At 59.2% G+C, this 26,454-nt stretch carries 23 protein-coding genes and 2 tRNA genes; 16 read left to right on the plus strand and 9 right to left on the minus strand.

The window, feature by feature from the left end:
- Window positions 1-18 precede the first annotated feature (18 nt).
- From rdgB to NW846_RS06485, 6 genes are all read left to right on the plus strand, one after another.
- Window positions 19-612 (plus strand): RdgB/HAM1 family non-canonical purine NTP pyrophosphatase, encoded by a 594-nt coding sequence (gene rdgB / locus NW846_RS06460; protein WP_011431600.1) that lies wholly within the window; start codon window positions 19-21, stop codon window positions 610-612.
- Window positions 613-804: 192 nt separating this feature from the next.
- On the plus strand, window positions 805-1,926 hold the full coding sequence (locus NW846_RS06465; protein WP_414346674.1) for a hypothetical protein: 1,122 nt from the start codon (window positions 805-807) through the stop codon (window positions 1,924-1,926).
- Between the two features lie 15 nt (window positions 1,927-1,941).
- On the plus strand, window positions 1,942-2,556 hold the full coding sequence (gene tmk, locus NW846_RS06470; protein WP_011431602.1) for a dTMP kinase: 615 nt from the start codon (window positions 1,942-1,944) through the stop codon (window positions 2,554-2,556).
- Window positions 2,557-2,763: 207 nt separating this feature from the next.
- Window positions 2,764-3,666 (plus strand): CHAD domain-containing protein, encoded by a 903-nt coding sequence (locus NW846_RS06475; protein WP_414515591.1) that lies wholly within the window; start codon window positions 2,764-2,766, stop codon window positions 3,664-3,666.
- Window positions 3,667-3,757: 91 nt separating this feature from the next.
- Window positions 3,758-4,828 carry a spermidine/putrescine ABC transporter substrate-binding protein gene (locus tag NW846_RS06480; RefSeq protein ID WP_414346670.1) on the plus strand — a complete coding sequence of 357 codons (1,071 nt, stop codon included), beginning with the start codon at window positions 3,758-3,760 and terminating at the stop codon, window positions 4,826-4,828.
- A gap of 100 nt (window positions 4,829-4,928) precedes the next feature.
- The gene (locus NW846_RS06485; protein ID WP_414346668.1) at window positions 4,929-5,072 is read left to right on the plus strand and encodes a high light inducible protein; all 144 of its coding nucleotides are present in this window, start codon (window positions 4,929-4,931) and stop codon (window positions 5,070-5,072) included.
- Between the two features lie 71 nt (window positions 5,073-5,143).
- On the opposite strand, the gene NW846_RS06490 is transcribed toward NW846_RS06485, so the two are convergent.
- A complete protein-coding gene (locus NW846_RS06490) occupies window positions 5,144-9,709 on the minus strand; it encodes a GAF domain-containing protein (protein ID WP_414515593.1) in 4,566 nt (1,521 codons plus the stop codon).
- Between the two features lie 450 nt (window positions 9,710-10,159).
- Here NW846_RS06490 and NW846_RS06495 point away from each other — a divergent pair, with 450 nt between their 5' ends.
- The gene (locus NW846_RS06495; RefSeq protein WP_414515595.1) at window positions 10,160-10,537 is read left to right on the plus strand and encodes a hypothetical protein; all 378 of its coding nucleotides are present in this window, start codon (window positions 10,160-10,162) and stop codon (window positions 10,535-10,537) included.
- 57 nt (window positions 10,538-10,594) lie between these two features.
- Here the strand turns inward: NW846_RS06495 and NW846_RS06500 are convergent.
- Window positions 10,595-10,677: transfer RNA gene (locus NW846_RS06500), tRNA-Leu, on the minus strand.
- A 121-nt stretch (window positions 10,678-10,798) separates the two neighbouring features.
- On the opposite strand from NW846_RS06500, the gene tgt reads away from it, so the two are divergent.
- The 4 genes from tgt (at window position 10,799) to NW846_RS06520 (ending at window position 14,223) form a co-directional block, all read left to right on the plus strand.
- Entirely contained in the window at window positions 10,799-11,902 is a 1,104-nt protein-coding gene (gene tgt / locus NW846_RS06505) for a tRNA guanosine(34) transglycosylase Tgt (protein WP_414347037.1), read from the plus strand.
- A 101-nt stretch (window positions 11,903-12,003) separates the two neighbouring features.
- A complete protein-coding gene (locus tag NW846_RS06510) occupies window positions 12,004-12,615 on the plus strand; it encodes a hypothetical protein (protein ID WP_099835726.1) in 612 nt (203 codons plus the stop codon).
- A gap of 63 nt (window positions 12,616-12,678) precedes the next feature.
- Window positions 12,679-13,920: a hypothetical protein gene (locus NW846_RS06515; RefSeq protein WP_414347038.1), complete on the plus strand. Its 1,242-nt coding sequence runs from the start codon at window positions 12,679-12,681 to the stop codon at window positions 13,918-13,920.
- Window positions 13,921-13,926: 6 nt separating this feature from the next.
- Window positions 13,927-14,223 (plus strand): hypothetical protein, encoded by a 297-nt coding sequence (locus NW846_RS06520; RefSeq protein WP_011431615.1) that lies wholly within the window; start codon window positions 13,927-13,929, stop codon window positions 14,221-14,223.
- A gap of 862 nt (window positions 14,224-15,085) precedes the next feature.
- On the opposite strand, the gene NW846_RS06525 is transcribed toward NW846_RS06520, so the two are convergent.
- Window positions 15,086-15,170: transfer RNA gene (locus NW846_RS06525), tRNA-Ser, on the minus strand.
- Between the two features lie 214 nt (window positions 15,171-15,384).
- Here NW846_RS06525 and scpB point away from each other — a divergent pair.
- Window positions 15,385-15,939, plus strand: a complete 555-nt coding sequence (gene scpB, locus NW846_RS06530; RefSeq protein ID WP_011431618.1) for an SMC-Scp complex subunit ScpB — start codon at window positions 15,385-15,387, stop codon at window positions 15,937-15,939.
- 206 nt (window positions 15,940-16,145) lie between these two features.
- On the opposite strand, the gene NW846_RS06535 is transcribed toward scpB, so the two are convergent.
- Window positions 16,146-16,796: a peroxiredoxin gene (locus NW846_RS06535; protein ID WP_011431619.1), complete on the minus strand. Its 651-nt coding sequence runs from the start codon at window positions 16,794-16,796 to the stop codon at window positions 16,146-16,148.
- A 289-nt stretch (window positions 16,797-17,085) separates the two neighbouring features.
- Between NW846_RS06535 and NW846_RS06540 the strand changes: the two genes are divergently transcribed.
- Window positions 17,086-18,132 (plus strand): hypothetical protein, encoded by a 1,047-nt coding sequence (locus NW846_RS06540; RefSeq protein WP_099834729.1) that lies wholly within the window; start codon window positions 17,086-17,088, stop codon window positions 18,130-18,132.
- Between the two features lie 49 nt (window positions 18,133-18,181).
- Here NW846_RS06540 and NW846_RS06545 read toward each other — a convergent pair whose 3' ends face one another.
- The 5 genes from NW846_RS06545 to csaB form a co-directional block, all read right to left on the minus strand.
- Window positions 18,182-19,012: a mechanosensitive ion channel family protein gene (locus tag NW846_RS06545; RefSeq protein ID WP_414347039.1), complete on the minus strand. Its 831-nt coding sequence runs from the start codon at window positions 19,010-19,012 to the stop codon at window positions 18,182-18,184.
- Window positions 19,013-19,074: 62 nt separating this feature from the next.
- Entirely contained in the window at window positions 19,075-19,257 is a 183-nt protein-coding gene (locus NW846_RS06550; RefSeq protein WP_414347040.1) for a hypothetical protein, read from the minus strand.
- A gap of 154 nt (window positions 19,258-19,411) precedes the next feature.
- Window positions 19,412-20,254, minus strand: a complete 843-nt coding sequence (locus NW846_RS06555; protein ID WP_346426052.1) for an alpha/beta hydrolase — start codon at window positions 20,252-20,254, stop codon at window positions 19,412-19,414.
- 149 nt (window positions 20,255-20,403) lie between these two features.
- The gene (locus NW846_RS06560) at window positions 20,404-20,988 is read right to left on the minus strand and encodes a CPBP family intramembrane glutamic endopeptidase (protein WP_011431623.1); all 585 of its coding nucleotides are present in this window, start codon (window positions 20,986-20,988) and stop codon (window positions 20,404-20,406) included.
- Window positions 20,989-21,139: 151 nt separating this feature from the next.
- Window positions 21,140-22,291, minus strand: a complete 1,152-nt coding sequence (gene csaB / locus NW846_RS06565) for a polysaccharide pyruvyl transferase CsaB (RefSeq protein ID WP_240527773.1) — start codon at window positions 22,289-22,291, stop codon at window positions 21,140-21,142.
- A gap of 788 nt (window positions 22,292-23,079) precedes the next feature.
- Here csaB and NW846_RS06570 point away from each other — a divergent pair.
- From NW846_RS06570 to NW846_RS06580, 3 genes are all read left to right on the plus strand, one after another.
- Entirely contained in the window at window positions 23,080-25,062 is a 1,983-nt protein-coding gene (locus tag NW846_RS06570; protein WP_414347042.1) for a transglycosylase domain-containing protein, read from the plus strand.
- An 89-nt stretch (window positions 25,063-25,151) separates the two neighbouring features.
- Window positions 25,152-25,439: a hypothetical protein gene (locus NW846_RS06575; protein ID WP_414348353.1), complete on the plus strand. Its 288-nt coding sequence runs from the start codon at window positions 25,152-25,154 to the stop codon at window positions 25,437-25,439.
- 189 nt (window positions 25,440-25,628) lie between these two features.
- Complete coding sequence (locus NW846_RS06580) at window positions 25,629-26,228, plus strand: superoxide dismutase (protein ID WP_414348356.1); 600 nt, start codon at window positions 25,629-25,631, stop codon at window positions 26,226-26,228.
- Window positions 26,229-26,454 lie beyond the last annotated feature (226 nt).

Raw genomic sequence — 26,454 nt, forward strand, 5'->3', positions numbered from 1 at the left:
TTCCCCTAAGATACCCTTATGGCACGCCCCTTGATCTTGGCCAGCAGCAACTCCGGCAAATGGCGGGAGTTCAGCACCTTTTTTCAGCTCCATGCCCCTGCCTGGGAGCTGCGCCCCCTGCCTGCCGAGCTGACTGTGGAAGAGAGCGGCAGCACCTTTGCCGAAAATGCCCTTCTCAAGGCCAAGGCCGTGGCAGAATCGCTGGGGGAGTGGGCCATTGCTGATGACTCCGGCCTGGCGGTGGCAGCCCTTGGCGGCGCCCCCGGGATCCACTCCGCTCGCTATGCCCCCGACGATGCCGCCCGCATCCAGCGGCTGCTGCGGGAGATGGAAGGGATCCCCAACCGCCAAGCCAGCTTTCACTGCGCCATTGCCCTTGTCGATCCCCAGGGCCAGGTGCGGGCCTTGGTGGAGGGCATCTGCCACGGGGAGATCCTGGCTCAGCCGCGGGGCAAGGGAGGGTTTGGCTACGACCCCCTCTTTTGGGTGCCCGAAGTGGGGCTGACCTTCGCCGAGATGAGCCCGGCGCAAAAAGAAGCGGTCGGCCACCGCGGCCAGGCCCTGAGAGCCCTGAAAGAACAGCTCCTCATCTTGGAGCGCAGTCTAGGCTAGCTTGAAGGTACGGCTGCATTCTCCACGAGGGGGGCCGAGACAATGGCAGCAGCCTGGGCCAGAAAAGGTTTCACGAGGCCGCGGGGGGGATCCCTTGAACCCTAAGGCTGCAGCTCTGTGGATCCTACCTGTCAAAAGGTTTCCTCGGTACAGGAAGATGGGAGTGCCAGTTTTGCGTTGGGAGCCTGAAGAATGACCTTCTCTGAGGAGCGCGATCCAAGCCGGGATCCAAACCGTATTCCAGACTCAACGGCTGCTGCCGGCGAGGGAAGCCGCGGCCAAGCTCCCAACAGCCCAGAGTCCCAAGGCCGGCGTTCCCCGCCCCCCTTGCCGGAGGACGGCTCTACTCCCTCCACTGGAGGTGCCGAAGACTGGCTAGAGGATGAGGAGAGGCAAAACGATGGCAAGACGTCCGCTGCTCGTCTCTCTGGGCGCGGAGGACAGAGGGCCAGCTCAGCCCGAGAAGCTGCCGCCGGATCTTCGCGGGGTGCCGAGACGGAGTCCTCTCGGCCCCGGCCCAGCCGTGCCGGACAAGCCTTGGTTCCCCGGCGCCCTATCTCCAGCAACTGGGGTTACGACGGATCCGCCCGCTCTGCCGCCTATGCCGGCTCCTACCGGAGCGACTCCAGCCGTTCTGCAGCTTACGGCTACACCCCCAGCTACGGGGGCAGGGGGGGATATGGAGGGGGAGGACGCAGCAGCAGCTCTTCAGGGGGAGTCTCCTCCTCAGATCTGACCATCCTGCTGGTGGTGGCCCTGCTGGCCTTCTTCGGCGGGTTTGCCATCCGCAACATCTTTGCCGAGTCGGGCGGCTTTGACGATGAGCGCCCCATCCGCGCTGCCAATGTGCCGGCGGCCTTCCGGGATTTTTGCTTTGCCTACAACGGCACGGCTTCCTTTACCGTGGTGCAACTGACCAGCGTCTCTGCCCTCACCGTGGCCTCGGTGCCCATCTACAAAGTGGATACCTGCACCATTCCCGTCAGCCAAACGGCCAATGCCCTGCAGGCCTTGGGCATCCGCGGACGGGCCAACACCCTGGGCCCCCAACTGGGCGGATCCAACCTCACCCTGATCCAGATCCCCTTGGCCAGCAGCTTGGCCCGCGCCGTCTACAACCAGTTTCCCAGCTTAGCCACTCAGGGTAATGAGGCCCAGGTTTTGTCCCAACTGGAAACCGCCGTCAACAACGCGCTCCGCTCCAACGTGGAGGGGCTGGCCCTGCAAAACCTGGAGCCCACCAACATCCCCGACGTGTACGTGATGGTGCCGGGCCACTCCTTTGATTTGCAACCGCAGCTTAATCTGCGCTAGCCCCCTGACGGCGCCGTGTTCATTACTCTAGAAGGCGGGGAGGGGGTGGGCAAAACCACCCAGCAAGCCCTCTTGGCCGAGCGGCTGCAACGAGAAGGCTACGCCTGCGTGTCTACCCGCGAGCCGGGAGGGACGGCGCTGGGCGAAGCGCTGCGGGAGCTGCTGTTGCACGGGGATCCCTTGACGCCGCTGGCCGAGCTGCTCCTGTACGCTGCGGATCGGGCTGAACACGTGAACAAGGTCATCGCGCCGGCTCTCGCGGTGGGACAAGTGGTGATCTGTGATCGCTTCACCGATTCCACCTTGGCCTACCAGGGCTACGGTCGAGGCCTGAACTTGGAGCAGATCCGCCAGCTCAACCACTTGGCCACCGGCGGGCTGCAGCCACAGCTTACCCTGTGGCTGGATCTTGCTCCCGAAGTGGGGCTGGCGCGCTCCCGTCTTGGCGACAAGCTCGAACAGGAGCACCTGGAGTTCCACCGCCGGGTTTACCGCGGATTTCAAGCTCTAGCCGCCGCAGAGCCGCAGCGGATTGTCCGCATTGACGCCGGGGGATCCCCCCTGGAGGTGGCTGCCCGCATCTGGTCGGTGGTCAAGCCTCGCCTGCTGGCAGCAGTCCCAAGGCCCTAGACGAAAGGTTAAGATTTGGTTAAAAAGGGGGGAGCAGGGGGCGGCTCAAGCTAGCCTAGGTAAGCCAGGGCAGGGGAGTTTGCCGCTCTTTGGAGTTGTTGTCGTGGGTAGAGAAGACTTGCGGTGGACCTCATTGCTGCTGAATCGGAAACTGAGAGCCTCGGCAAGACGGAGTCCTCGGAGTCACTCTTGCTCTCGTCTTCAAGCTTGCCTCCGCTGGCTGCTTTGGCCCACCAACTGCTGAGCCAGCAATGGCAGCGGCTGCAGAAGCATGTGGGGAGAGTGCTCAAGCACCACCCAGAGGCGGCAGAATCCCTTCATCAGATCCGGGTGAGCTTGCGCCGCATCGGCACCTGGGCGGAAGTGTTTCAGGGATCCGTGCGCCTGCCCAAGCCGCTTAAACCCAAGCGTTTGCAGAAGCTGACCAGAACTCTGGGCCAGCAGCGGGATCTGGACGTATTGCTGGAAATCCTCCAGGAGCCCTGTTGGCAGGGGCTCCCGGCAGCCGAGCAGGCAGAGCTGAAGGAGTTGGAGGAAGACCTGCGGCAGCGGCAGGCCCAAGCTGAGAAACGTTCCCGTCGCATTTTGGAAGATGCCGACTTTCAAGAGTTTCAGGCAGCCTGCGCCGAGTGGCTGGAGCACCCTCGCTACCGGCCTCCGGCCCAGCTTCCCCTCCGGGAGAGCTTGCCTCACCTGTTGGCCCCTTTGCTGGCTGCCTGGTTCCTGCAGCCGGGTTGGCGGATCCCGGCCTTCCCCGAAACCGAAGCTCAGGCTGAACAACTGCATGACCTGCGCAAAGCCACCAAACGCCTGCGCTACCAGCTAGAGTTTTTTGCCCCCTTCTACGGAGAGACCCTCCAAAGCTGGGTGAAGGCCCTCAAGCGTCTGCAGGAAAAGTTGGGCCGCTTTAACGACTTGCAAGTTCTACAGGCCCAGCTACCTGCCGACTCAAGCTTGCAGAACTGGCTGCAGGAACAACAGAAGCTGGCTCTCCAAGATTGGCCCACGCAGCAACAGCGTTACTGTAACCCTGCCGAGCAGCAGCGGCTATATCAGTTGCTCTTCTTGGTTGGGGAGAACAGCAACGGGGAAGTCCAGGTGGTAGGCTAGAGCAGGGATTTGAACCGCGATTGGCTGGACAGGATCGCTCCAGATCCATGGCTAGGTGTAAGGGCGACGTCCAGCTCCACTAGGTGTGAAAATGCCCATGAAAAAGAGAATTGCCACGGCCGTTGCTTTGCTCTGCTGTCTACTGGCCCTACTTTTCTTTTGGCGCTTAGGAACTGCTGCCCGAAAACAAACCCTCCAACTCTACATCTGGTCGGAATACATTGACCCAGCCATTCTCACGGCCTTTGAGAAAGCCACTAACAGCCGCGTAGTGGTGAGTGTGTACGAGTCCAACGAGGACATGATTGCCAAGCTGCGGGGGGGCGGCGTCAGCCAGTACGACATTGTCGTGCCCACCGACTACGTTGTGCCCAACATGGTGGAGCTGGGCCTGCTGCAGCCTCTCAACAAAAACCTCATTCCCAATCTCCGCAACCTGGACGAGAAGTTTGTCGGCTTGCCCTTTGACCCAGAAAACACCTACACCGTTCCCTACCAGTGGGGCACCACCGGCATTGGCTACCGCAAAGACCGCCTGCCGGAAAACTTTGAGCGTTCCTGGGGGGTGATCTTTGATCCTAAGCAGCAGTACGGCCCCTTTGTGATGATCGATGAGATGCGCTCTATGCTTGCGGCTGCCGCCTTCTACCTGGGCTTTGACCCCAGTACTACCGTTCCCGCAGAGCTGCAGCAGATTCAGGAGCTGTTGATTCAAGCCAAACGCCGCAGCGCCGGTCTCATTGGCGGGGTGGGCGGCAAAAATCAACTGGTCTCCGGGACAGCCAATGTGGCGGTTGTCTACAGCGGTGATGCCCTGCAAGCTGCCGAAGAAAATCCCAACATTGGCTACTTTGTCCCCCGCGAGGGCGCCCACATTTGGCTTGACGTGATGGCTATCCCTGCCAAAGCTCCTAACCCGGAGCTGGCCAACCGCTTCATCAACTTCATTCTGGAGCCGGAAATTGGCGCCCAACTGAGCAACTACAACCGCTTTGCCACCCCCAACGCTGCTGCCCTACCCAGGATCAACCCCCGGGATCGCCAAAACCCAGCTATCTATCCCGATGAGACGACCTTTGCCAGGCTAAAGTACCTCAAAGTGCTGTCGCAGGAGCAGCTACGTCTGGTTGACGCTGTCTGGACTGCCGTCAAAAGCAGCTAGGGATCCACTGCCTGCGGCTTGTTAGCTCTCGACACAAAACTTGACACTTTTTAATATCTGAGCCACATTGGGAATGTCACCTACTGATGGAGTTGCAGCCATGGAAAACCAAGAAGCTAAGTTTGGCTTTACGCCCTTTGCCGAAAAATGGAATGGCCGGCTGGCGATGCTGGGCTTTGTAATTGGCGTTTTGACCGAGCTGCTCACGGGCCAAGGGATCCTCTCTCAAATCGGCCTGATGTAATCCCAAGCCCTGGCACAGACCCTTTCTGCTCGGCTGGCAGCCGAGCTTTTGCTTTGCTAAGGCTCTACCCCCTACAAATTCTGCAAGTACTGGCAAAGGTCGGCTAGGATGCGCTCCAGCTCCTCCAGGCCCTGGGAAGCCCTGGCCCATTCTGGTGCAGCGCTGTCCAGGGATCCCTGCTGGGCCAATCCCACCCCTAGGTGCTCCAGCTCGCGGGCCACTTGACAGAAGGCATTCGCCCCGACGTTGGCGCTAGCCCCTTTGAGGCGGTGGGCAACTTTCCGCAGCTCTTCAGGGTCACCTTTCGTAACCGCTTGGCGCAGGTGCGGCAACTGGTTCTGGCAATCTTGGACAAACACCTGCAGCAGCTCCCGCTGAAACTGGCGGTCTCCGCCGGTAACTCGATCCAAGTAGGCGGCGTCGATGGGGTAGGGCAGCGTGGGAGCAGAGTTGCCGTTGGCGCCCTCAGCAGAAGGGGGATCGGGCGAGGCAGGCCCATTGGCTGCTCCTGCTGCGGAGGGAGCGATCCTTTGGCTCCAGTGGTTGAGCACTCTTTCCAGATCCTCCTTCAGCACCGGTTTACTGAGATAGTCGTCCATGCCAGCTTGCAAGCAGCGCTCCCGATCCTCCTGCATGGCGTTGGCTGTAATGGCGATCACCACGGTGCGGTGGCCGGATCCCCGCTCCTGCTGGCGCAGGCGGCGGGTGGCCTCGTAGCCATCCATCACCGGCATTTGGCAATCCATGAGGATGAGGTCGTACTGGACTCGCTGCAACAGATCCAGCACCTCCTGTCCGTTGGCCACCACATCCGCCATATAGCCCAGGCTCTGGAGCTGGCGCAGGGCCACCTTCTGGTTGACGGGGTTGTCTTCTGCTAGCAGGATGCGCAGCGATTGACGGGGACGATCCTCCCTGGGGGTCGTCTGAGGGAGGACGGGACTCATTCCCAAGAGCGAAGTGGATAAACCAGAAGATTTCCCCAGCGCCATGACCAGCGCTTCCTGCAGACGGCTTTGTTTTACCGGCTTAACTAAGTAGGCGGCAAAGCCAATCTCGGCAGCGCGGCGGGAGTGCTCCCCCAGTCCCAGTGAAGTCATCATCACCAGTTGCGTCTGGGACAGTTCCGGATCGGCTTTGATCCAGCGGCCCAGGGTCTCCCCATCCACCTCCGGCATTTGCATGTCCAAAACGGCCAGGGGGAAGGGTCTGCCTTCCCGAACGGCTTGGCGCAGTTTGTCCATAGCCTGATAGGCATTTTCGGCCTCTTCCACCACCATGCCCCAAGCCGGGGCCTGGCAGCGCAGGATCTTGCGATTGGTGGCATTGTCGTCCACCACCAACAGCCGCTTGCCCTGCAGATCCACCGGGATGCGAGCAGAAGGCTGGGCAAGCTGCTGGACGTAGGGCTGCCGCTCCAGAGTCAGCTCGACGCTGAAGGTGCTGCCCTGTCCCTCCTGGCTTTGCAACGAGATGGTTCCCCCCATCAGTTCTGTCAGTTGTTTGCAGATGGCCAAGCCCAGTCCCGTACCTCCGTATTTGCGGGTAGTAGAGGCATCCACCTGGCTAAACGGTTGAAACAGCTTGCTCTGCGCCGCCGCCGGGATCCCGATCCCGGTATCTCTCACCGAGAGCTTGAGGTGGACATGGGTAGCGGTTTCTTGCAGCACCTCCGCTTGGATCACCACCTCCCCCTGGTGGGTAAATTTAATGGCATTGCTCACCAAGTTGTTGAGGATTTGCCGCAGACGCGAGGCATCTCCCCGCAGGTAGCGCGGCACTTCCGGTGGCATGAGCACCGCCAGCTCCAATCCCTTGGCGTGGGCAGTGGGGGCAAACAGATCCGCCACCTCTTCCAGACACGAGCGGAGATCGAAATCCAGGATCTCCAGCTCCATTTCCCCGGCCTCCAATTTGGAGAAGTCCAGGATGTCGTTGATGAGGGTGAGCAGCGCATCGCCGCTGACGCGGATGGTCTCTACAAAGTCCCGCTGTTCTGCATTGAGGGGGGTCTCCAGCAGCAGGCCCGTCATCCCCAACACCGCGTTCATGGGGGTGCGGATCTCGTGGCTCATGGTGGCTAAGAAGCTGCTTTTGGCCTGGGCAGCCTGCTCAGCTGCTTTGCGGGCTTGTTCCAGCTCCAGACTGCGCTTTCTCTCCCGTTCCAAAAGGGCTGCCTGGGTGAGGGCAACGCCAATTTGGTTGGCCAACTGCGACAGCAGCTCCATCTCAAACGGCTGCCACTGACGGGGCCCGGAGCACTGGTGGGCCAGCAACAACCCCCACAACTGCTGCTCCAAAAACAGCGGCACCACCAAGTTGGCCCTGACCTGCATTTTTTGCAGCAGCTCTAGGTAACAAGGCTCCAGTCCTTCACTTTCCACATCGCTAACAACGCGAACGCGGCCCTGGCTGTAGAGCTGGGCGTACTTTTCCTGAAAACAGGGATCCTCAATCACCTCTCCCATCAAGGAGGGGATCCCCGGCTGAGTTTTCTCGTTGGAGATGATCCCAGAACCATCCGGCTGGAAGCGGTAGACCAAAACCCGGTCGGCTTTGAGCAGAGCTTGGATTTCTGTTACCGCCGTCTCTAGGATCTCGGCGATATCCAAAGATTCGCGGATCTTCAAGCTGAGATTGGCTAGCAACTGAGCCCGGCGGTTTTGCCGCTCCAATTCTTCTGCCGCTTTCTTCTGCTCGGTAATGTTGCGGAAGATGCCCCGCGTAGCTACCATCACTCCATCTTCAAAGCGGCAGTTGACATTGCCCTCCACCCAAACGGTTTCACCGCTGGCCGTGAGGAAAGCTGTCTCTACCCTCTCCAGTTTCTCCCCTGCTAGAAGCTTCTGGAAAAGAGCCTGGCAGTGCTCTCGGCAGTCGGGATGGAGAATGTCGAAGAGGGTCATCTGATAGACCTGAGCTTCGTCATAGCCCAAGGTCTCTTTCCAAGCTCGGTTGACATATAAAAAGTGCCCTTCAGCATCCACGCTCTGGATGAGGTCGCTGGCATTTTCAAAGAGATCCCGGTAGCGCTCTTCGCTTTCTTTCAAGGCCAGCTCCGCCAGCTTGCGGTCGGTGATGTCGATGCCGGTGCCCATGACAAACTCCACCTCGCCGGCAGCGTTGATTAGGGCGGTGTTAGACCAAGAAATAAGCCGCAGTGCCCCTTGCTTGGTGCGCCAAAAATTCTCATGGCGATTCAAAAAGAGGGAATGATTGCCCTTGAGCTGTTCAAAAGCTTGCTTCACACCAAGCACATCTTCCGGCGGGATCAAACCCAAATCCCACAGCAGCCGGTTCTTAACTTCTGCCAGCGAGTAGCCAGAGAGCTGCTCGGCAGCGCGGTTGAAGCGCAAAATGTGTCCCTCAGGATCCAGAACCACCACCAGCGCCCCTGCCGTATCGATAACCGCGTTGGTAAAATCTCGCTCTTGCTTGAGGGATCGTTCTGCCTCTTCTCGCTCGGCAGTCTCCCGGCGGATGAGGAAGTAAACGGCGCTCAGAACCAGGTAAGTGAAAATCAGCCCCCCCAGGGCAACAAGATTGGTTCTCACCCAGGTTAACTGCAGTTCCTGATTGCGTTGCTCCAGAAGGCGATTTTCCTCCTGCTGGAGCACCCGAATCAACTCGACAATTTGCTCCATTAACCTTGGCCCTTCGCTGCTTTCTAGAGCTTCCTGAACGGCAGGTAGCCCCTCTTGCTCCCTCAGCCGGATCAAGTCTTGGATGACTCGTAGCCGTTGCTCCAGCAGCTCTAGGCGCTTCAGACGCTCTTGCTGCAGGGGGTTGTCAGCAGTGAGCTCTTTCAACAAGCGCAGATGGGTGGAGGTGGCTTCAAGGCTGGCTTGGTACTCACTGAGATAGCGAGGATTATTGGTCAGAAGATAACCATATTGACCGGCCTCGGCGGCGCGGGTTTCCGCCAGCAATCCTTCCAAGTTTTGGATCACTTTTAGAGTGTGGGCCACTCGTTCTGTAAGCTGCGGCAGTTGAGAGGCATTCCGCTGAGCTGAGTAGGTGATCCCGCCCAAAAGCAAGGCAGCCAGGCCAAAACCGGCGGTAACTTTGAGGAGAAAGCGGTTTTTGCGGGCAGGTTTAGTATCCCCCGACTTAGGCAGCAGAGGCGTCTGAGCCAGTTCCCTCAAAGTACGGCGCAGCTCCAGTTGGGCCACCACCTGATGGGCCAGGGCTTGTAATTGCTCCAGTTGTTCTGGGGTCAGGTGCCGAGGCTGATAATCGACAACGCAAAGCGTGCCTAAGGCTTGCCCTTCTGGAGTTACCAAGGGAATGCCAGCGTAAAAGCGAATGTGGGGCTCTTGAGCGACAAACGGGTTATCGGCAAAGCGGGGATCCTGAGTGGCATCGGGCACCACCAGCGGCTCTTTAGGCGACAAGATGGCGTGGGCGCAGAAGGCCACATCCCGGGGAGTCTCCTCCACATCGACGCCGAATTTGGCTTTAAACCACTGGCGGTGTTCGTCGATAAGGCTGACCAGGGCAATGGGCGTGCCGCAGATGTAGGCGGCAAGGCGGACGATCTCGTCAAACGCAGTTTCAGGTGCCGTATCGAGAATCTGATACTGCCGCAGGGCAGCCAGCCGCTCTTTTTCGTTGGGAGGAAGGGGAGCTTTGGGCATAGGTCAAACTAAGCGGAGAGGAAGGGTTCCGATCCACCGATCTCGGAGGTCGATAGTCTCAAGGTAAAAGAGGTAACCCCAGCATAACCTCCAAGCCTCTCTACCGGAAGCTACAGGGATCCGATCCCCAAGCCCGCTTCCTGCTGGATGAGCTGTCTGCATTCTCGCCCTGCTCAGCAGCTCCGTCAGACGAGGCAAAATTACAGGCCCAGACCTGACCTATCCAGATCCGCTGTAGGCAGAAGAGAAAAAAGCTGGTCGGATCTCGGTCTCGACATTCGTACTGGTGTCAAAGCCAGGGAAGATTGATACAATAAACTCCAATCGATGGTGTTAGTTAAGATGACCAGGCTATTTCCTATCGTTCGTATGGGAACTTCAGGTTGAAACTTTTTAACAAAGGGCGTAGCATGATACCACAAGCTCGGCAAAAGGAGGATAGCTTTAGCTATGCAAAAGCTCCAAGATAGCCTGGTAGAGGCCTTGAGCATTGATGGTGCCTTGGGGGTAGCAGTGGGAGATTGGAAAACCGGGATGTGCCTGGGATACAAGGGTACCAACAGCCCTGCCTTTCCCGAAGCTAATCTAGAGCTGGCTGTTGCCGGAAACACAGAGGTGATCCGCGCCAAAATGCGAGCTGCTGAGTCTCTTAAGCTTACTGACAAAATCGAGGAGATTCTTATCCTGCTGGAGACTCAGTACCACCTAATGCATCTAGTCCAGCACATCTCTGGTTTGTTTTTCTATCTGGTTCTGGATCGAGAGAAAAGCAACTTGGCCCTTGCCCGCATCAAGCTTGGCCAAATCGAAAAGGAGCTGACCCTCTAGAAGTGGAGGTGAAGCCGGACAACCTGGCAGTATCCCCTGAAACCCATTTTGGGGGAGTGCGGAACCGGGGACTTGAACCCCGATGGCATTGCTGCCACTAGAACCTGAATCTAGCGCGTCTACCATTCCGCCAGTTCCGCAGCGATCTATAAGTCTGCCCAAGAAAAGGGATCCCTGTCAAGGGCAGAGGCAGGTTCTGCAAAGGGATCCTACTCTTATGCTAAGCTCGGCTGCGCACGCACTGGATCCAGAGCGCTAACTTTGGCAGCTTTTACCTTTGTTTGCGAGGGCACTTGTCCCAATACCCAGGCGCGGGCAGGATACTTCATTACCCCCCACGGGGAGATCCCCACCCCCTGCTTCATGCCGGTGGGGACTTTGGCCAATGTGAAAACCCTCACCCCTGCCCAACTCAAGGAAACCGGCGCCCACATTATCCTCAGCAACACCTATCACCTCCACCTCCAGCCTGGCGAAAGCATCATCCAAGAGGCCGGGGGGCTGCACCGCTTCATGGCTTGGCCGGGCCCCATCCTCACGGATTCGGGCGGCTTTCAGGTCTTCAGCCTCAGCGCCATTCGCAAAATTGACGAGGAAGGGGTGACCTTCCGCTCCCCCTACGACGGGCGTCTGGTTCGCTTTACCCCTGAGCTTGCCATTCAAATCCAAAATGCCTTGGGCGCGGACATCATCATGGCCTTTGACGAGTGCCCGCCCTATCCTGCTAGCCCTGAGGCGGTGGCGGCAGCGGTGCGGCGGACTACTCAATGGCTGAAGCGCTGCGTGGAGGCCCACCGCCGCTCAGACCAGGCTTTGTTTGGCATTGTCCAGGGCGGGGTTTACCCGGAGCTGCGTCGGCAGGCAGCAGAAGAAGTCTGCCGGCTGGATCTGCCCGGCTATGCCATCGGCGGCGTCAGCGTGGGAGAGCCGGTGGAGCTGATGCACGCGGTGGTACGACAAACAGCTCCTCTGTTGCCGGCGGATCGCCCCCGTTATCTTATGGGGGTAGGCACCTATGCCGAGATGCGGGCGGCAGTGGCTGCCGGCGTGGACTTGTTTGACTGCGTCATTCCCACGCGCTATGCCCGCCACGGCACCGTGATCAGCCGCGGCCAACGCTGGAACATCAAGAACGCCGAACACCGCCGCAGCCTGGATCCCATCGATCCCGACTGCCCCTGCTACACCTGCCGCCACTTCAGCCGCGCCTATTTATGCCACCTCATCCGCGCCCAAGAGATCCTGGGCTACACCTTGCTTTCCATCCACAACATCACGGAGCTGATGCGCTACACCCAAAAGATGCGCCAGGCCATCCTGGAAGGCAAATTTCATGAGAACTGGGATCCGTGGCGCGAGGGCTGAGCCTCCTCGGAAAGCTTCGTCAATATCAGTAAATGTTCGTGGGTTAGGCTTCCTAATCGCTACAATGAGCGAAGAACCTAGTCTTAACCTCGGAGAGGAGCATGGCTATTCGCACCCTGCAAAGTGTAATTGAGCAGCATATTCCTGGGCTCCCTGGCCTCATCGCCGTCTTGGTAGGGCGGGTCACGGATGGCAAAACGGTAGCCAAAGTAACTTACGCCCGCGATGCCCAGGAAGAACAGGCGCTGGAACTTTTGGGCACCTACGCCAGCGATTTGCTCCAAGCCAACAACCGCCTTTGCCAAACGGTCAGCCCTGAGGAGGAGACGGATTACCTCACAACGGGCTCATCTCATGTGCGGGTGATCCTGAAGTCTTTCCCCAAAAGTCCCTACTTTGTTTTGTTTTTGACCCGCTCCATCACCGACCTCAAAGCAATTTCAGAGCGGATCAAAGCTATCCTCATCGACGGCAAACCGCTGCTGCCTCCTGTTCAAGACGGCACCCTATCCACTGCTCAGGCTTTGATTAGCTACGCCAAGCGCTACGCTCCGGATCCCAACTTTGTCATGCTGCGCTTGTCCCTAAAAACGGGCATTGACCGCATCCGCCTAGAAAAAGGCACCCTAAACCCCCAGGAGCTCCGCATTCTCCACAAAGCGGTATCTGAGGTATTGGGGGTAGAGCGCTTGCCTATTGCCTTGCCTAGCTAAAGGCTAAGGTTGTAGAAGTCGTCAACTGTTGCCCCTTCCTATCGCCTCGAGCTCAAGCCACCTATGTTGGAGCATCTACGCCTTGACCGCGAGCGCAAGCTCATTTCTCTCTTTGGCGAGCCGGTGATTTTCCACTGCCACCACTACAACCTATTCCTGCAGCAGACCATTGAGGATCCCGAATGGATCGATGGCGTAGGGATCCTGCGTAGGGCAGCTCAGGAGATTTTCTACAGTCTTCTGCGGGGAGCTTTCGGGACTCTCGGTGTTCAGAGTGCCCAAGAGCGCTTGGCAGTGGCGGCTCAGATCTTCAGCTTTTTGGGGTTTGGGCGGCTGGAGTTTGACGTGACAGCTTCGGGTGGGGAAGTGCAACTTACCCATTCCCACTATGCAGAAGGCTGGCTGAGCAAGTACGGGGAACAGGTCAGCCGCACCCGTCCTATCGACCACGTGGCAGTGGGCTATGTGGCAGCGGCTTTGGATGCCACCTTTGGCGAGCTAGGCAGCTACACGGCGGAGGAAACAGAGTGCATGGCCGTTACGCGCAAGGATTGCTGCGTGATCCAGGCTACTCGGCTGTCGCGGCCTCAATCTTTGATCCCTAGCCCCGGCATGGGCAAGCTCATCGAACGTCCCGCCGATCTGCCCAAGCCGATAACAGCAGTGGACTACGACGCAGTCAACGAGGCCTTATGGAGCTTGCCTTTAGCTGGAGATGAGCGAGGCCAGATTCGCGCCTTTAACGTGTTGCTCACTCGCATGCCTGCTAACTATTACAACCGCATTCAGTACCGCTTTTTGGAGGAGCTGAAGGCGGTGCGAGCTGAGCTACTGGGGGTGGGAGAAGATCTCATCCGGGAGTCGGGACATGTCTGCGTATTCTACACCTTTGGCAACGTTATGGAATCCGTGGAGTGGGAAACCCTTGTGGGGCCAATGCTAGAGAAGGATACCGACTGGATCCATGGCGGCTATGCGGTGGCCAGCAGTCTGGGGTGGGGTCGCTGGCAGGCTTTGGAGGTGGTGAGCGGCGAGTCTTGCCGGGTGGCCATTGACGGCAACTACGAAGCCAACTACTTTTTGGCTTCCTACCCACGGGCAGAAGATCCCGCCTGCTATTTTGCTCAAGGGGCGGTGCCGGCGATGATGAATCTGGTCTACAACGGCAACATCCAGCAGAAGCCGATTCTGGATCAAGTCTTCTACAACCGCCTCTTCCAGCGAGGTGGGCTGTTTTGCGGGAAGGAGACCAAAGCCAGAGAGAAAGGGGATCCCTGGTGTGAGTTCTACGCTGAGCGGATTTAGGGATCCATGCAGGTGCGCATCCTCAGGCGGCGGGAGTGTGGAACGGGCTGGGCCACAGACCTGCTGCTGCCGCGCTGCCTGAGCTGGCCGGAGGTGGAAGAGCTGGCCCGGGAGATAGGGGCCACCTGCCGCTGCTTTCAAAAGCAACTGGTGTGGTTGGATCTGCCGGCAGGACGGATTACGGCTTCTTTGCGGGTGCCTCGCCTAACTTTGCGGCTCTACGACGCCGCTGTTGAGGCCCAGATCCTAAACCACTTGCAGCAGTTGGTGAAGTCGGTTGATCCTAAGATCCAGGGGCCATAGCAAGCCCTCTACAGTACTCTCTCGATACAGCTTGTTAAAGAATTAAGGGGTATAGAACGTAATCCCGGCGCCTAGACAGGTACAGCCTTTTAATTTAAATACCTGTACCCTATTTTAAATTAAAAGGCTGTAACTTTGCATTTTTCTCTCGTATTCTTCCATTCTCTCTTCATAAGTCCAGGATTCGTATAAGAAGCGGGCTAAGGTGGCCACACCAGCCATCCCTGCCAAGATTAGAAAGAATGGAGCCTCAGCAATAATCAGCGCAATTAGGGCAACGACTCCAGCTCCAGTTGACAGGGCAGCCTGGAGCTTGTCCATCACACGGGTTGGGAGCTCTGGTAGTTGCGGCTTGACTGGTCGAGGGGGTAGTTGAGGTGGCTCAGGTTCTCTGGGGCGAGGGGGCAGTTCTGGCCCGCTCAGTTGCAGGCTGATGGGGGTGGGAAGAACTATATAGGGATAGCAGTCACTCCGCTCATATTTGAGGATTGGGTGGGGCTTCCAGCTCGGCGTGTGCATTGCGCTCTACTTGATCTGGCGGTTGCCCTGTAATATGCCAGAGGCCACTTTTCCAGTCAATTCTCCCTGGGCCTGTAGAGCTGCAGCTTGTTGTCCTTTTGCACCACCACCCGCTTCCAGCCTGCCTCTGTCCGGTAGATGAAGCTGATGTTTCGGGGCTCCGGGTTGTGCCCCGCTGGCATCGGTTTGCCCTGGGCCCTGGCCCTCAGTCGGTCGGCTACGTCGAAGAGATAGCCAACCTCTAGATAGGCGTAGAAGGGCCTATCTAGGAGTAGGGGCGTGGTAGGGGGCTAGATCCGCCGAACAGCATTGTGGGTTACTCAATAAAGCAACGGAAAAGCAACGGAGAGGGTGGGATTCGAACCGACGGTGGCGTGAACCACGGCAGTTTTCAAGACTGCTTCCTTAAACCGCTCGGACACCTCTCCAATTCTCTGGGATCCCCAAACCCTATTTATGCTACGCAATTGGCTTCAGGCTGTGCAATTGTACTCCGCACCGAGTAGCGCGATGGGCGAGAAAGCAGACCCTGCCATGGTTTAGCATAGCAACGCTCGCCTTGGCCCAGGCCGCCCCAGCAGGGATCCCTCAGTCTGCAACTGCTGCTATGCTACGGGACAGGTTAGCGGATCCCTTGTCGCTATGCCCTCGCGTCGTTCCAAGTCGGTTTCAGATTCCAGGCCAGAGATAGGAGGGGGGCGTCTTTTAGCCCTGAAAAATCAGATCGAGGCAATCCTCTACCTGAAGGGACAGCCGTTGGCCCTATCGACGCTGGCCCAGTTGGCCCACTGCAGCCGCGAGGAGGCCTACGATGCGCTGTTGGAGCTGATGGAAGACTACGCCCACCGCGATTCTGCCCTAGAGGTGCTGCAGGTGGAGGAGGGGTTTGCTCTGCAGTTGCGGGAGCCTTTTCTGGAGCTGGCCAACCAGCTCTTGCCCCCTGAAATCGGGGTGGGCGCCACCCGTACCTTGGCAACCATCGTTCTACGTGGCCCCCTCTCGCAAGCTGACTTGGTGGAGTTGCGCGGTCAGGGCGCTTACCAACACGTGGCAGAGCTGGTGGAAAAGGGCTTTGTGACCCGCTATCGCAAAGAAGGCAGCCGCTCCCCCTGGTTGCGGGTGACGGATAAGTTCCATCGCTACTTTACAGTGGAGAGGCTGGCCGAAACAGCAGCAGCTTCCTTCCCCGAAGCCTAAACTTGCCGCCCAACTCGATCCCAACCCCACCGGCGATCGTTCTCTCCCAGAAGAGGAGGTTTCGCCTAGGCCAGCGCAGCGCCCTCCGAAACCGTCTTAGGCGGGTTTAAAGAACCATAAAGTCAAGGATCCCCTCGGCGGGGATCCAGAGAAAGGAATCACGGCTTCGGCGGAGAAGGGATCCCTTCCTGCCAAGGGGGGTGGACTTACTTATTGGGCTGAGGGGTGAGCCGCAGGTAGGGCTTGAGCTCCTTGTAACCTTTCGGGAACTTTTCTTTTAGCACTTCAGGATCCTGCAGCGAAGGCGGGATAATGACGTCGTCGCCATCTTTCCAGTCGGCAGGGGTGACGACGCTGTACTTATCCGTCAACTGCAGAGCGTCGATGGCCCGCAAAAGCTCGTCGAAGTTGCGGCCCGTGCTGGCCGGATACGTAAGGATGAGGCGGATTTTCTTGTTGGGATCGATAACGAAAACCGAGCGCACCGTCAAGGGCAGCCCTTCTTGGTTAAGGTTGGTTTGATCCAACATGCCGTAGAGCTGCGAGACCTTGCGGTCTACATCTGCCAAGATGGGGTAGTTCACGATAGCGTTCTGGGTTTCCTCGATGTCTTTCACCCAGCCCAGGTGGGAGTCCACATCGTCCACGCTGAGGGCCAGCACCTTCACCCCCCGCTTTTCAAATTCGGGCATCAGCTTGGCAACGGTGCCCAGTTCGGTGGTGCAGACCGGCGTGTAGTCGGCAGGGTGGGAAAACAACACTACCCAGCTATCCCCGGCCCAGGAGTAGAAGTCAATTTCGCCGTGGGTGGACTTTTGCGTAAAATTGGGAGCTGTATCGCCAAGTCGGAGAGCCATACGCTCTTTCTCCTCAGTAAAGAGTTCAGTCCGGTGAGGCCGGGATCCGGATCCTTGCCATCGATCGATCTACAGTCTATTCTGCCACAAAAACTCCACTTTTCCGAGCGGATTTTAGGATATTTTAAGGTGTTGCCAACTTGCCGGCTAGGGGGAGTGCCCTTTCCCGACGTAAACGATTGTTGCGGGGGAATTAATATTCTGTAAGTTCTTTACAGGCTGCAACGGCGACGTGCTAAGGGTATTGTAGGTAACAGAATCTAGCTTCTCGGGCGAGGCCGTGGGATCGATGGGAAGTGCAGAAACAGCTACAACTTGCAGCTTGGCCACCCTGTGGGCCCAAAAATATGTAGACAAGCTGCGGGCGCAGGCGGCCTTGGGCGAGCTGCCGGGCGCCCAACTGGCCGACAAAGTGAAGGGATCCCTGCGCTTTGCCAGCTCCCAGGCCTGGGCCAAGACAGAGCGGCTCTTGGCTGCTGAAATACCCAAGCAGCGGCTGGATCCGGACTTGATCGATCCCTGGCAAATTGCCGAGGATTCTCGGGATTTATTTGAGGCGGCAGCGGAAAGTTGTGGGGAGGGCCTCTCGCCGGCTCGCTTTTCGGTGCAGATCGCGCCGCTCTGTGGCCGGCTGAGGGCCCGCTACAGCGAACGGGATCCGCGGGTGCTGGGCTTTTTAAGTATGCAATTCCACTACACGGGGCAAATGGTCTTGCAAGCCCTATCCCCTCAAGAGCGCGGCCTCTTCCACCCCTACTTGAAGGTCATGGACGACCACCTCTACATGCCCCTCCAGAGGATGTACGAGGGTGCCGCCGCCCATGCAGGCGATACCTTTTCCGCCCCCCTGGCTGCCGTGCAAGAGCTCTTGCCTCTGGTTACCAGCGTGGCAGAGTCCATCTGTGCTGAGGTGGCGCAGCGTTTCCCAGGCTATCGCTGCGAAAGCGGCCCCTTGACGGATCTGGAGGTGCGGATTTCCAGCATCCGCGATGTGGAGATGTTCCAGGTGTACTTGGGCCTCTGCGTCCTGGAAGGCAGTGTGGCGGCTGTCCAACAAGAGCTGTTTCCCCTGTGTGTGATGCTCTACCCTCCTTTGAAGGTGGAGTGGAAGCTGGTGCGGCAGATGCTGGAGCTTTTGGATGAGGCGCTGCGCTTTCAGCTCACCCCGGCCAGCTACACCGTCCTGCTGCCTTATCTGCGAGCCGTGCAGAGCATGTTCTCGCTGGAGGTTTTCCCCGAAAGCGACCCCATCTGGAGCCATCATCCTGACGTGATGCGCTTTATGGGAACGGCGCAGAACCTGTTGCAAGAACTGATGGGTCAAGGAGCTATCTGAAAACCCGCCGGCAGCCCCATTCCCATCCCACTTCTTTACTAAGAGAGGACTAAGAGAGGTTGGTGAGGGCACCCTGCTGCTTCGAGCTCAGGTAGAGCAACTGCGTTGGGTAGGCAAATTCGATTCCCTGTTCCTGAAAAGTTCGCTTCAGGGCCAAGTTGATGCGCTCCTGCACATCCATGTAGAGGTTGTAGTCTGGGCTGAGCACGTAGTAAACCACTTCGTAATTGAGGCTGAAATCTCCGTAGGCGGCGAAGTGGGCGCGGTCAAATTGGGCGTTGGGCTCGGCTTCGATAATTTGTCTCACCAAGGTTGGAATGGCCTGCAGCTTTTCGGGGGGAGTTTCGTAAACAACGCCAAAGCCAAAAACCACCCGCCGCCGCTGCATACGTTTGTAGTTGCGAATTCGGGATCCGGTGATATCGGTATTGGCCATCACGATCTGCTCTCCGCCCAAGCTGCGTAGGCGCGTGGTTTTGATGCCGATGTACTCTACGGATCCCATAAAATCGCCCAAAATTATAAAATCCCCAATCTCGAAAGGCCGATCCATCAAAATAGAGATATAGGCAAACAGATCCTGTAAGACTCCTTGCGCCGCCAAAGCAATGGCTATACCGCCAATGCCCAAGCTGGCCACCAGTGCTGCCACATCAAAACCCAGATTTTCCAGCAGAAACAAGATACCGATAAGGGTAAACACCACCCGGATCAGAGGGGAGAGCAACAGCAAGCTTTGCTCGGTGGTGGCATCGCCTTTTTTGCGCATCAGGTAAATGCGCAGAGCATACTCTACACTGGCGCTGAGGAGATTGATGCCCAAGTAGGTGCCAACGACAGTGGCCAGGATGTCCAGAGTTTGCCGCAGGACGGTGGCCAAATTTAGGCTGCTCAAACAGACGTAAATCAGAGCCAGGTAGAGCAAAGGGATCAGGTAGCGCTCTACTTAGGAGTATTGCCGGGGATCCCGCTGAGTTTAGAGAACCAACCTGCCAAGGTTCGGAGAACCAAGCCCCGCAACACAGCGCGGATGGCGAAGATCCCGACTACAAAGATGAAAAATACCAGCAGGTAGTTCCAAAGGGGGTTGCCCAGCAGTTGGAAGCTGAGAATCTCCTGAAGCATGGCCTTGAAAACCGCCTTCTTCGGTCAACCAACAGCGAATAAAAGCAGCGGGAAAGCCCAGGGCAAAAGAGTCGCCTGGATTTGCTGCTTCTGTAACCAGTACCCTCTGGGTCTTAGCTAACAAAACAGGGACATCATAACACTGTGTTTATCGCTACTTAGCCGGCTGCTTGGAGAAAGGATGCTCGGGATCCACCAGCTCGGCCACAAATTGGTGCAGGATGGGCAGGTAGCGCTCCCCGGCCACTTGTAGCAAATTGTTGTGATCGGCTCCCTCGATGGGCACCAAACGCTTGGGATCCCGTGCCGCTTGGTAAAGGGCTTCGGCATGCCAGAAGGGGATCAAGCGATCCTGGGTGCCGTGCAAAATCAGCAGTGGGCAGTTGATCTGGGCGATGCGGCTGAGGTTGTCGAAGCGATCAAAAGGCAGCAGCGGGATGCGGGTCAAGACGCGAAAAGCAGTTACAAAGGTCGATTCCAGGATCAGACCCCCCACCGGCTTTTGGGCTGCCAAGTAAACCGAGGGCCCGCCCCCCACCGAGCGTCCGTAAACCAAAATCCGCTCCGGCGGGATCCCCTGCTCCACCAGATAGGCGTAGGCGGCCTCAATGTCCTTGTAGGCACCGGCTTCGGAAGGGATCCCTTCGCTGGTGCCGTAGCCGCGGTAGTCGTAGGCCAAGACGGCAAACCCCCCCTGCTGCAGGCCAGCCAGGCGCGGCAAGATATCTCCCAAGTCCTCGGCGTTGCCGTGGCTGTAGAGGAGGGTATAGGTGGCTTCGGGGTTGGGCAGATACACCGCCGAAATCTGCAGGCCATCGGCGGTGGTGAGCTTGAAAATGGCATCCCCATCCTGGTAGCTGGCGGGGCGAGGCAAAAAGATCAGCCGCTCCGATTGAAACCAGCCCAGCCAGAGCAGGTAGCCGTACACCCCCAGGCCAATAAGCAGCAAGGATCGCCCCACCTGCAGCCCCGGGAAGGATCCCAAAATCCAATTCAAAAGCTTTAACATCCCTCGGCTTGGCATCGAGATAATTCTCCTCACCCCCGGCCCCTCCCCCAGAGGGAGAGGGGGAATTGGTGGCGGCGACGTCGGCAACTAAGGCCTACGGCCCGCTGACGCGAAAGGCCTACGGCCCGCTGACGCGATCAGGATTCGGCTGGCAAGGCGGAACATTTCCAAAGGCAAACCCCAATCCAGTTAACCAGAGTATGGGCGACGATGGTCACCAGCAGGTTTCCCGACAGCCACACGCCCAGCCCCAGGAGGACGCCCACGGCGCTGGCCCAGACGGCATAGGGCCAACCCTGCCATCCCAGCCAATGCAAAACCCCAAACAAGAGGCCGCTCAAGAGGATCCCGCCCGTCCACCCCAAGGGACTGGCCACCAGGGATCCCATCAGCACGCCGCGAAACAGCCATTCCTCGCTCCAGCCCGGCAGCACCCCCACCCAGAAGATATCTGACCACTGCAGGGGATCCGCCACCAGGTGCAAGTAGGCGGAAGCCGCCCGGCGATAGGCCGGCCAAAGCCAGTAAGCCCCGCAGCTGAGCAGCGCCACCCCCAGCCCCAGCGCCGTTCCCCAGGCAACGGCCAGCGGATCCCAACGGAAGGGCACGCGCAGGGATCCCAGCCAGATCCAGAGGCCGGCGATCACCGCCGCGATCAGGCTGGTCAGGCCCATCCCGATCAGGATCTGTTGGCGCGTACAGGGTTGAATCTCGGCACTCATGGGAGGGGATTTGGCTTGGCACCCTATTCCCAGGGTAGAGCGAATCTCGACAAGGACGGCTGCCTGAATCCACACTGGCAGCGGGGAACACTCCAAGCCCTGAAGGGCGGGGCCTAGGCCGCCATTGTCTCGGTCAACAGGGTAGGAGCTCTCAACTCCCCGCTGCTTGCCAGTGGAGGTGCTGCCTCAACAACTGGGCGTGCTGGGCCGATCGCTCCACCCAAACGGCCACTTGGTCAGGGCCGAGGGCCGGCCCATCGGCATAGCAGGCCAACCAAGCCCGGTGCAAAGCTTCCGGATCCTCTGGGATCGCCTCGAGATCCCAGCCGGGCATGCCCAATTCCTCAAGCAGCGTTGTCACCTTGGGATCGTAGCTGAGGCCAAAGCAGGCACAGCCCTCGGCTGCCGCCATCACCAGGCCGTGGTAGCGCATCACAATTGCCAATTTCACCCCCCGAAAGACCCCCTTTAAAAGATAGGGATCCCGAATTTCCAACACCTGGCTGTGGCCGGGCAAGCGCTGTTGCAGCCGTTGCGCCAAGCGGTAGTCTGGCCCCAGGTCGGGGGATCCAGGCGGAGCCAGTTGGAAGGGCAGCAAAAGCAGATAAGCTCCGGTGGCAGCCTGGAGGCGTCTCAGGCCCTCAGCCAAAATCTCCAATCGCGCTGGAGTGAGCTGGGGATGCTGCCGCAAGACCACGGCAATGCGGGGCTGAGGCCATCTTTCCCACTCCGGCAGGGTTTTGGAGGGCAGGCCCCAAACCGGATCCGGGGCCACCTGATGGGGGATCCCCCAGGCTCGCAGCCATTGAGAAGCAACGGCGTCGCGCACGCTGATGGCTGTACAACCTGCTAGAGCGCGGCGGGCCAGCTCGCGGATCCAGCCCCGCTGCAACGGCCCGATCCCCTGGGCCCAGGCCAAGGTTTTCAGCCCCCGCCGCTGGGCCCAGAGCATCAGTCCCAGGTAGTAGAGGGGGCTGCGCCAACTGGTGCGATCCTGCAGCAGGCTGCCCCCACCCCAGATAAAAGCTTGAGACTGCCTCAGATAGCGCCGCAAAGCCCAGCCATCGAAGCGCGGGCAGGCCAGTACCCCATAGGTGGCAGCCGTTTCCGCGGGGCGAGGAGAGAGCACCACCGGCTGTACAGGGCCGGACAACTGCTGGAGTTGCCGCAGTAGGGCCAGCAACAACGCCTCGTCGCCGGCATTGCCGTAGCCGTGGTAGCCACAGATCAAAACCCGTGGCCCCTGCATCGAGCCGATTTGCTCAGGCAAGTTGCGCCGGGATCCCCAATCAGTAGCAGTCAAGGTTGGTCGAACTCGGCCCGTTGCATCGAGAACCTAATCCAGCCTACAGCTTCCTTCCGGGATCCAGAGCGCTGCCGGCGCAGACATCTCCCTTGCAGCGGAAGGTCTCAGACAGGTCTTCCTTGATGTTCTCCCCACGGCTATAGCTTGCTTCCGCGCAGCGCTCTGCCAGGGGGGTCTTTCTCAGCTTGTGGGATGGCTCCCACTTGCCGAGCTGCCCAGAGCATGCGGTTTGCATCGCAGGGGACGCCGTAACCCCAACTCCCAGACCTATGGCCCGCTTGCGGGAAGGGATGTGGAAACACCCCAGATACTTCCTCTTCTTGCCGCAGTTTCGTATCTCGGCTATTGCTCTAGCCACCTGGCAAGACGCTGCCCTGGATCTTCTGGCCCTGCCAACACTGCCAATGACAAAAGTCCTGGATATCGAGATAGCGCTTCCAGGCGCAAGATCTCAACGCGGTGGGACAGGGATCCCTTTTGCAGAAAAGTTTGCTAAGCAGTTCTAACTGAGTTTTTCGCACGTCGATAACAATCTTGCCGCCCTTCTGGGGCGAGATAGCGGCGAGGCAGCCGCCTGCCCTGCGAAACAGCATGTCGAGATCCGGGCTGGTAGGGAACTGGGGATCCCAGCAGCCAGCAGACAAAGCACTCGGAAACCCCCCACGCTCACCCGGATTTGGCCCACTCAGAGAGGGAAAGGATCCCCTGCCGGCCTAAGAAGCGCCGCCCTATAATGGGTCAGACTTGCGGTCGCTCCGCAACGCTGAAGTGACGGGGTTTTTGAGGTGACCTACGGTCGCAGACCATCGGCCCGCTGGGCTAGGAATTCGGCTTCGCAGCATCCTTACAGCCGCCCCTTTCCGGGGTATGACGAGTATGCCGACGCCGCCCGACCCGCTCGCCCCTCCTGGAGAGCTCAGGCCGCCGCCACGGTGGGCAACCTGTTGCTGGGATCCCTGCTCTTGGGATCTACAGCGACGGCTGCCGGCTTGATGGGGTTGGCCATCAGCTTCCGCAACCTGCCCGATGTGCATCAATTGCGGGACTACGTGCCGGTGGCCACCACCCACATTGTCGATATTCGCGGCGAGCCGATTGCCAGCTTGCACGGGGAAGCCAACCGGGAAGTGATCTCGCTGGAAGAGGTCTCGCCGGAGATGAAAAAAGCCCTGCTGGCCATTGAAGACAGCCACTTCTACACCCACCCCGGCATCAACCCGGTCAGTTTGGGCCGGGCGCTGCTGGGCAGTGTTGAAGGGGGGTTGGGCTCGGCAGGAGGCGGCTCCACCCTGACGATGCAACTGGTGAAGAACCTGTTTTTGAGGCCGGAGCGCACCCTCAGCCGCAAGGTGGCCGAGATTGTGCTGGCGGTGCGGCTGGAGCAAGTCTTTACCAAAGACGAGATCCTGGAGATGTACCTCAACCAGGTGTACTGGGGGCACAACCTCTACGGCATCCAGGCGGCGGCCCGCAGCTACTTCAACAAGGATGCGGCGGAACTGAACTTGGCGGAAGCAGCGATGTTGGCCGGGATCCTGCCGGCCCCGGAAATCCTCAGCCCCTTTCGCAACCTGGAAGGGGCCAAGCGACGGCAGCGGCTGGTGCTGGATCGCCTGGTGGAGCTGAACTGGGTTACCCCGGAAGAGGCCCAGGCGGCACGGGAGCAAGAATTGACCTTGGGCCGCATCACCTCCTTCCAGAGCAACGCCCCGGCGGTTACCGACGCCATCGAGGCAGAGCTGCGGCGCCGCTATGGCGAACAAGCCCTACTGCAGGGAGGGCTGCGAGTGCAGGCCACCATCGACCTGCGGCTGCAACGCCTGGCAGAGCGCATTGTCAACGAAGATGGGCCCCGCATCGGAGCTGCTCGCCGGGCCGACCAGATGGCCCTGGCGGCGGTGGATCCCCGCACCGGCTATGTCAAGGCCCTGGTGGGCGGCATCAACGCCCAACGGGGCCAATTTAACCGCGCCACCCAAGCCTTTCGCCAAACGGGATCCACCTTTAAGCCCTATGTGTACTACGCGGCTCTGGCTACCGGCCGCTACGGGCCCAACAGCATCCTCTACGACACTCCCATCACCTATCCTGGCTCGCCTCCCTACAGCCCGAAAAACTACGACAACACCTTCTACGGCCCCCTCACCTTTGCCCGCGCCTTGGAGCTCTCCCGCAACGTGCCCACCGTCAAGCTGGCAGATGAAGTCGGGATCCGCAACGTCATTGCGGCAGCCCAGGCCACGGGCATCAGTGCCGAGATGTTTCCCAACTTGGCCACGGCCCTGGGCTCGGCCAGCGTCAGCCCCCTGGAAATGGCCGCCAGCTATGCGGTGTTTGCCAATGGCGGCTACCGGGTGGAGCCAACTCTCTTGGCTCAGGTGGTGGATCGCAACGGTCAGATTCTCTTCGAGGCCAAGCCCCAGCCGCAGCGGGTTTTGGATCCCTGGGCGGTGGCCACCCTCAACCAGATCCTCAAGGGGGTGGTGACCCAGGGCACGGGGACGGCGGCCCGTCTGGACGATGGGCGCCCGGTGGCCGGCAAAACCGGCACCACTTCCGATTTTCGCGACGCCTGGTTCATCGGCTATGTGCCGCAACTGTCCACCGCCATTTGGATCGGCAACGACAACAACTCCCCTATGTTGCCGGGCACGGCAGGAGGCGCCTTTGTCGCCCCCACCTGGAAGCGCTTCATGAGCGAGGCCCTGCAAGGGATCCCACCTCAGGACTTCCCCAGCCCGCATCAATTTCCCCCTCCCCGACCATGAGCTACAGCGAGGAGCGGCTGGCGCGTATCGAGCGCACGGTGGAGGCCAATGCCTAGGCCATCGCCCAACTGGCCCGGCAAAACCAAGAGGTGCTGCAGACCATTGCCGGCACCGAGGAGCGCATTGCCAGAGCCGAGGAACGCATTGCCAGAGCCGAGGAGCGCATTGCCAAAGCCGAGGAACGCATTGCTGGCGCCGAAGAACGTCTGGAGGCCGAGGTCAAACGCTGGGACGAGCGGTTTTTCCAGCTCAGCCGCGACACCCTTAACTTCACCCGCAATGTGGTGACTGTTGCCGCCATCACCGCCGTTTTGATCCCGCTGCTGCGGGATGTCGCCTCCTTGCTGATCGAGCTGCTGCGGCAGGGATCCCGTTAGCTCTGGCCCCCTGCTTGGAGAGGAGGGGACGGTCTCAGCCTGCACGGAAATGGCGAGGGGATCCCAAAGCGTAATCATTCTGAGTTACACTAAGACTGCAAAGAAAGGTAACGCCGTTGTCCGATTTATCTTTGCCTTCGCTGCGTCCTTTCTTGCATTCTTTGCACAAGACACAGAGGACAGACGATTATGGCTTTTGAACTCCCGGCTCTGCCCTACCCTGCCGACGCCCTCAAGCCCTATATGTCGGCGGAAACCTTCTCCTACCACCACGGCAAGCACCACGCCGCCTACGTGGCCAACCTAAACAAGCTGATCGAAGGCACCGAGCTGGCCAATAAGTCGCTAGAAGAAATTATCAAGACCACGTTTGGGGATCCCGACAAAGTGGGCATCTTCAACAATGCCGCCCAGGTCTGGAACCACACCTTTTTCTGGGAATCCATGAAGCCGGGCGGGGGAGGTGCGCCTACCGGGCCTATTGCCGACAAGATCAACGCCGACTTTGGCGGCTATGACAAGTTTGCAGAAGCCTTCAAGACGGCGGCGGCCACCCAGTTTGGCAGCGGCTGGGCCTGGCTGGTGCTGGACAACGGCACCCTCAAGGTTACCAAAACCCCCAACGCCGAAAACCCGCTGGTGCACGGCCAAGTGCCCCTGCTCACTTTGGATGTCTGGGAGCACGCCTACTACCTGGACTACCAAAACCGGCGGCCCGACTTCATCAATGCCTACCTGGAGCACTTGGTGAACTGGGATGCCGCCAATGCCCGGCTGGCTGCCGCCTGACTCCACCTGTTCTGGGATCCCTTGACGGGGGATCTCATCGAGGACTAGCCTCGCGTAGCTTTTTGCGAAGGGATCCTTGGGGATCCCTTTTTTGCGCCTAGTCTTTCCCCAAGCGTTCCCGCTCCTCGCGCAACCGCTCCAGAAAGCCGGGGGTAGGGGGTTGGGTTGGGGGTGCTGCAGGGGGAGCAGGAGTTGGAGCAACCCGGTTCATCTGGGGGAACAGGGG

The organism is Synechococcus sp. W60.3 (assembly GCF_047502615.1).
Taxonomy (GTDB): domain Bacteria; phylum Cyanobacteriota; class Cyanobacteriia; order Thermostichales; family Thermostichaceae; genus Thermostichus.

Excerpts from the sequence above, each read along its gene's own strand:
- rdgB (WP_011431600.1), top strand. The coding sequence starts at position 19 with ATGGCACGCCCCTTGATCTTGGCCAGCAGCAACTCCGGCAAATGGCGG.
- NW846_RS06465 (WP_414346674.1), top strand. The coding sequence starts at position 805 with ATGACCTTCTCTGAGGAGCGCGATCCAAGCCGGGATCCAAACCGTATT.
- NW846_RS06480 (WP_414346670.1), top strand. The coding sequence starts at position 3,758 with ATGCCCATGAAAAAGAGAATTGCCACGGCCGTTGCTTTGCTCTGCTGT.
- NW846_RS06485 (WP_414346668.1), top strand. The coding sequence starts at position 4,929 with ATGGAAAACCAAGAAGCTAAGTTTGGCTTTACGCCCTTTGCCGAAAAA.
- NW846_RS06490 (WP_414515593.1), bottom strand. The coding sequence starts at position 9,709 with ATGCCCAAAGCTCCCCTTCCTCCCAACGAAAAAGAGCGGCTGGCTGCC.
- NW846_RS06495 (WP_414515595.1), top strand. The coding sequence starts at position 10,160 with ATGCAAAAGCTCCAAGATAGCCTGGTAGAGGCCTTGAGCATTGATGGT.
- NW846_RS06510 (WP_099835726.1), top strand. The coding sequence starts at position 12,004 with ATGGCTATTCGCACCCTGCAAAGTGTAATTGAGCAGCATATTCCTGGG.
- NW846_RS06515 (WP_414347038.1), top strand. The coding sequence starts at position 12,679 with ATGTTGGAGCATCTACGCCTTGACCGCGAGCGCAAGCTCATTTCTCTC.
- NW846_RS06520 (WP_011431615.1), top strand. The coding sequence starts at position 13,927 with ATGCAGGTGCGCATCCTCAGGCGGCGGGAGTGTGGAACGGGCTGGGCC.
- scpB (WP_011431618.1), top strand. The coding sequence starts at position 15,385 with ATGCCCTCGCGTCGTTCCAAGTCGGTTTCAGATTCCAGGCCAGAGATA.
- NW846_RS06535 (WP_011431619.1), bottom strand. The coding sequence starts at position 16,796 with ATGGCTCTCCGACTTGGCGATACAGCTCCCAATTTTACGCAAAAGTCC.
- NW846_RS06540 (WP_099834729.1), top strand. The coding sequence starts at position 17,086 with ATGGGAAGTGCAGAAACAGCTACAACTTGCAGCTTGGCCACCCTGTGG.
- NW846_RS06550 (WP_414347040.1), bottom strand. The coding sequence starts at position 19,257 with ATGCTTCAGGAGATTCTCAGCTTCCAACTGCTGGGCAACCCCCTTTGG.
- NW846_RS06560 (WP_011431623.1), bottom strand. The coding sequence starts at position 20,988 with ATGAGTGCCGAGATTCAACCCTGTACGCGCCAACAGATCCTGATCGGG.
- NW846_RS06580 (WP_414348356.1), top strand. The coding sequence starts at position 25,629 with ATGGCTTTTGAACTCCCGGCTCTGCCCTACCCTGCCGACGCCCTCAAG.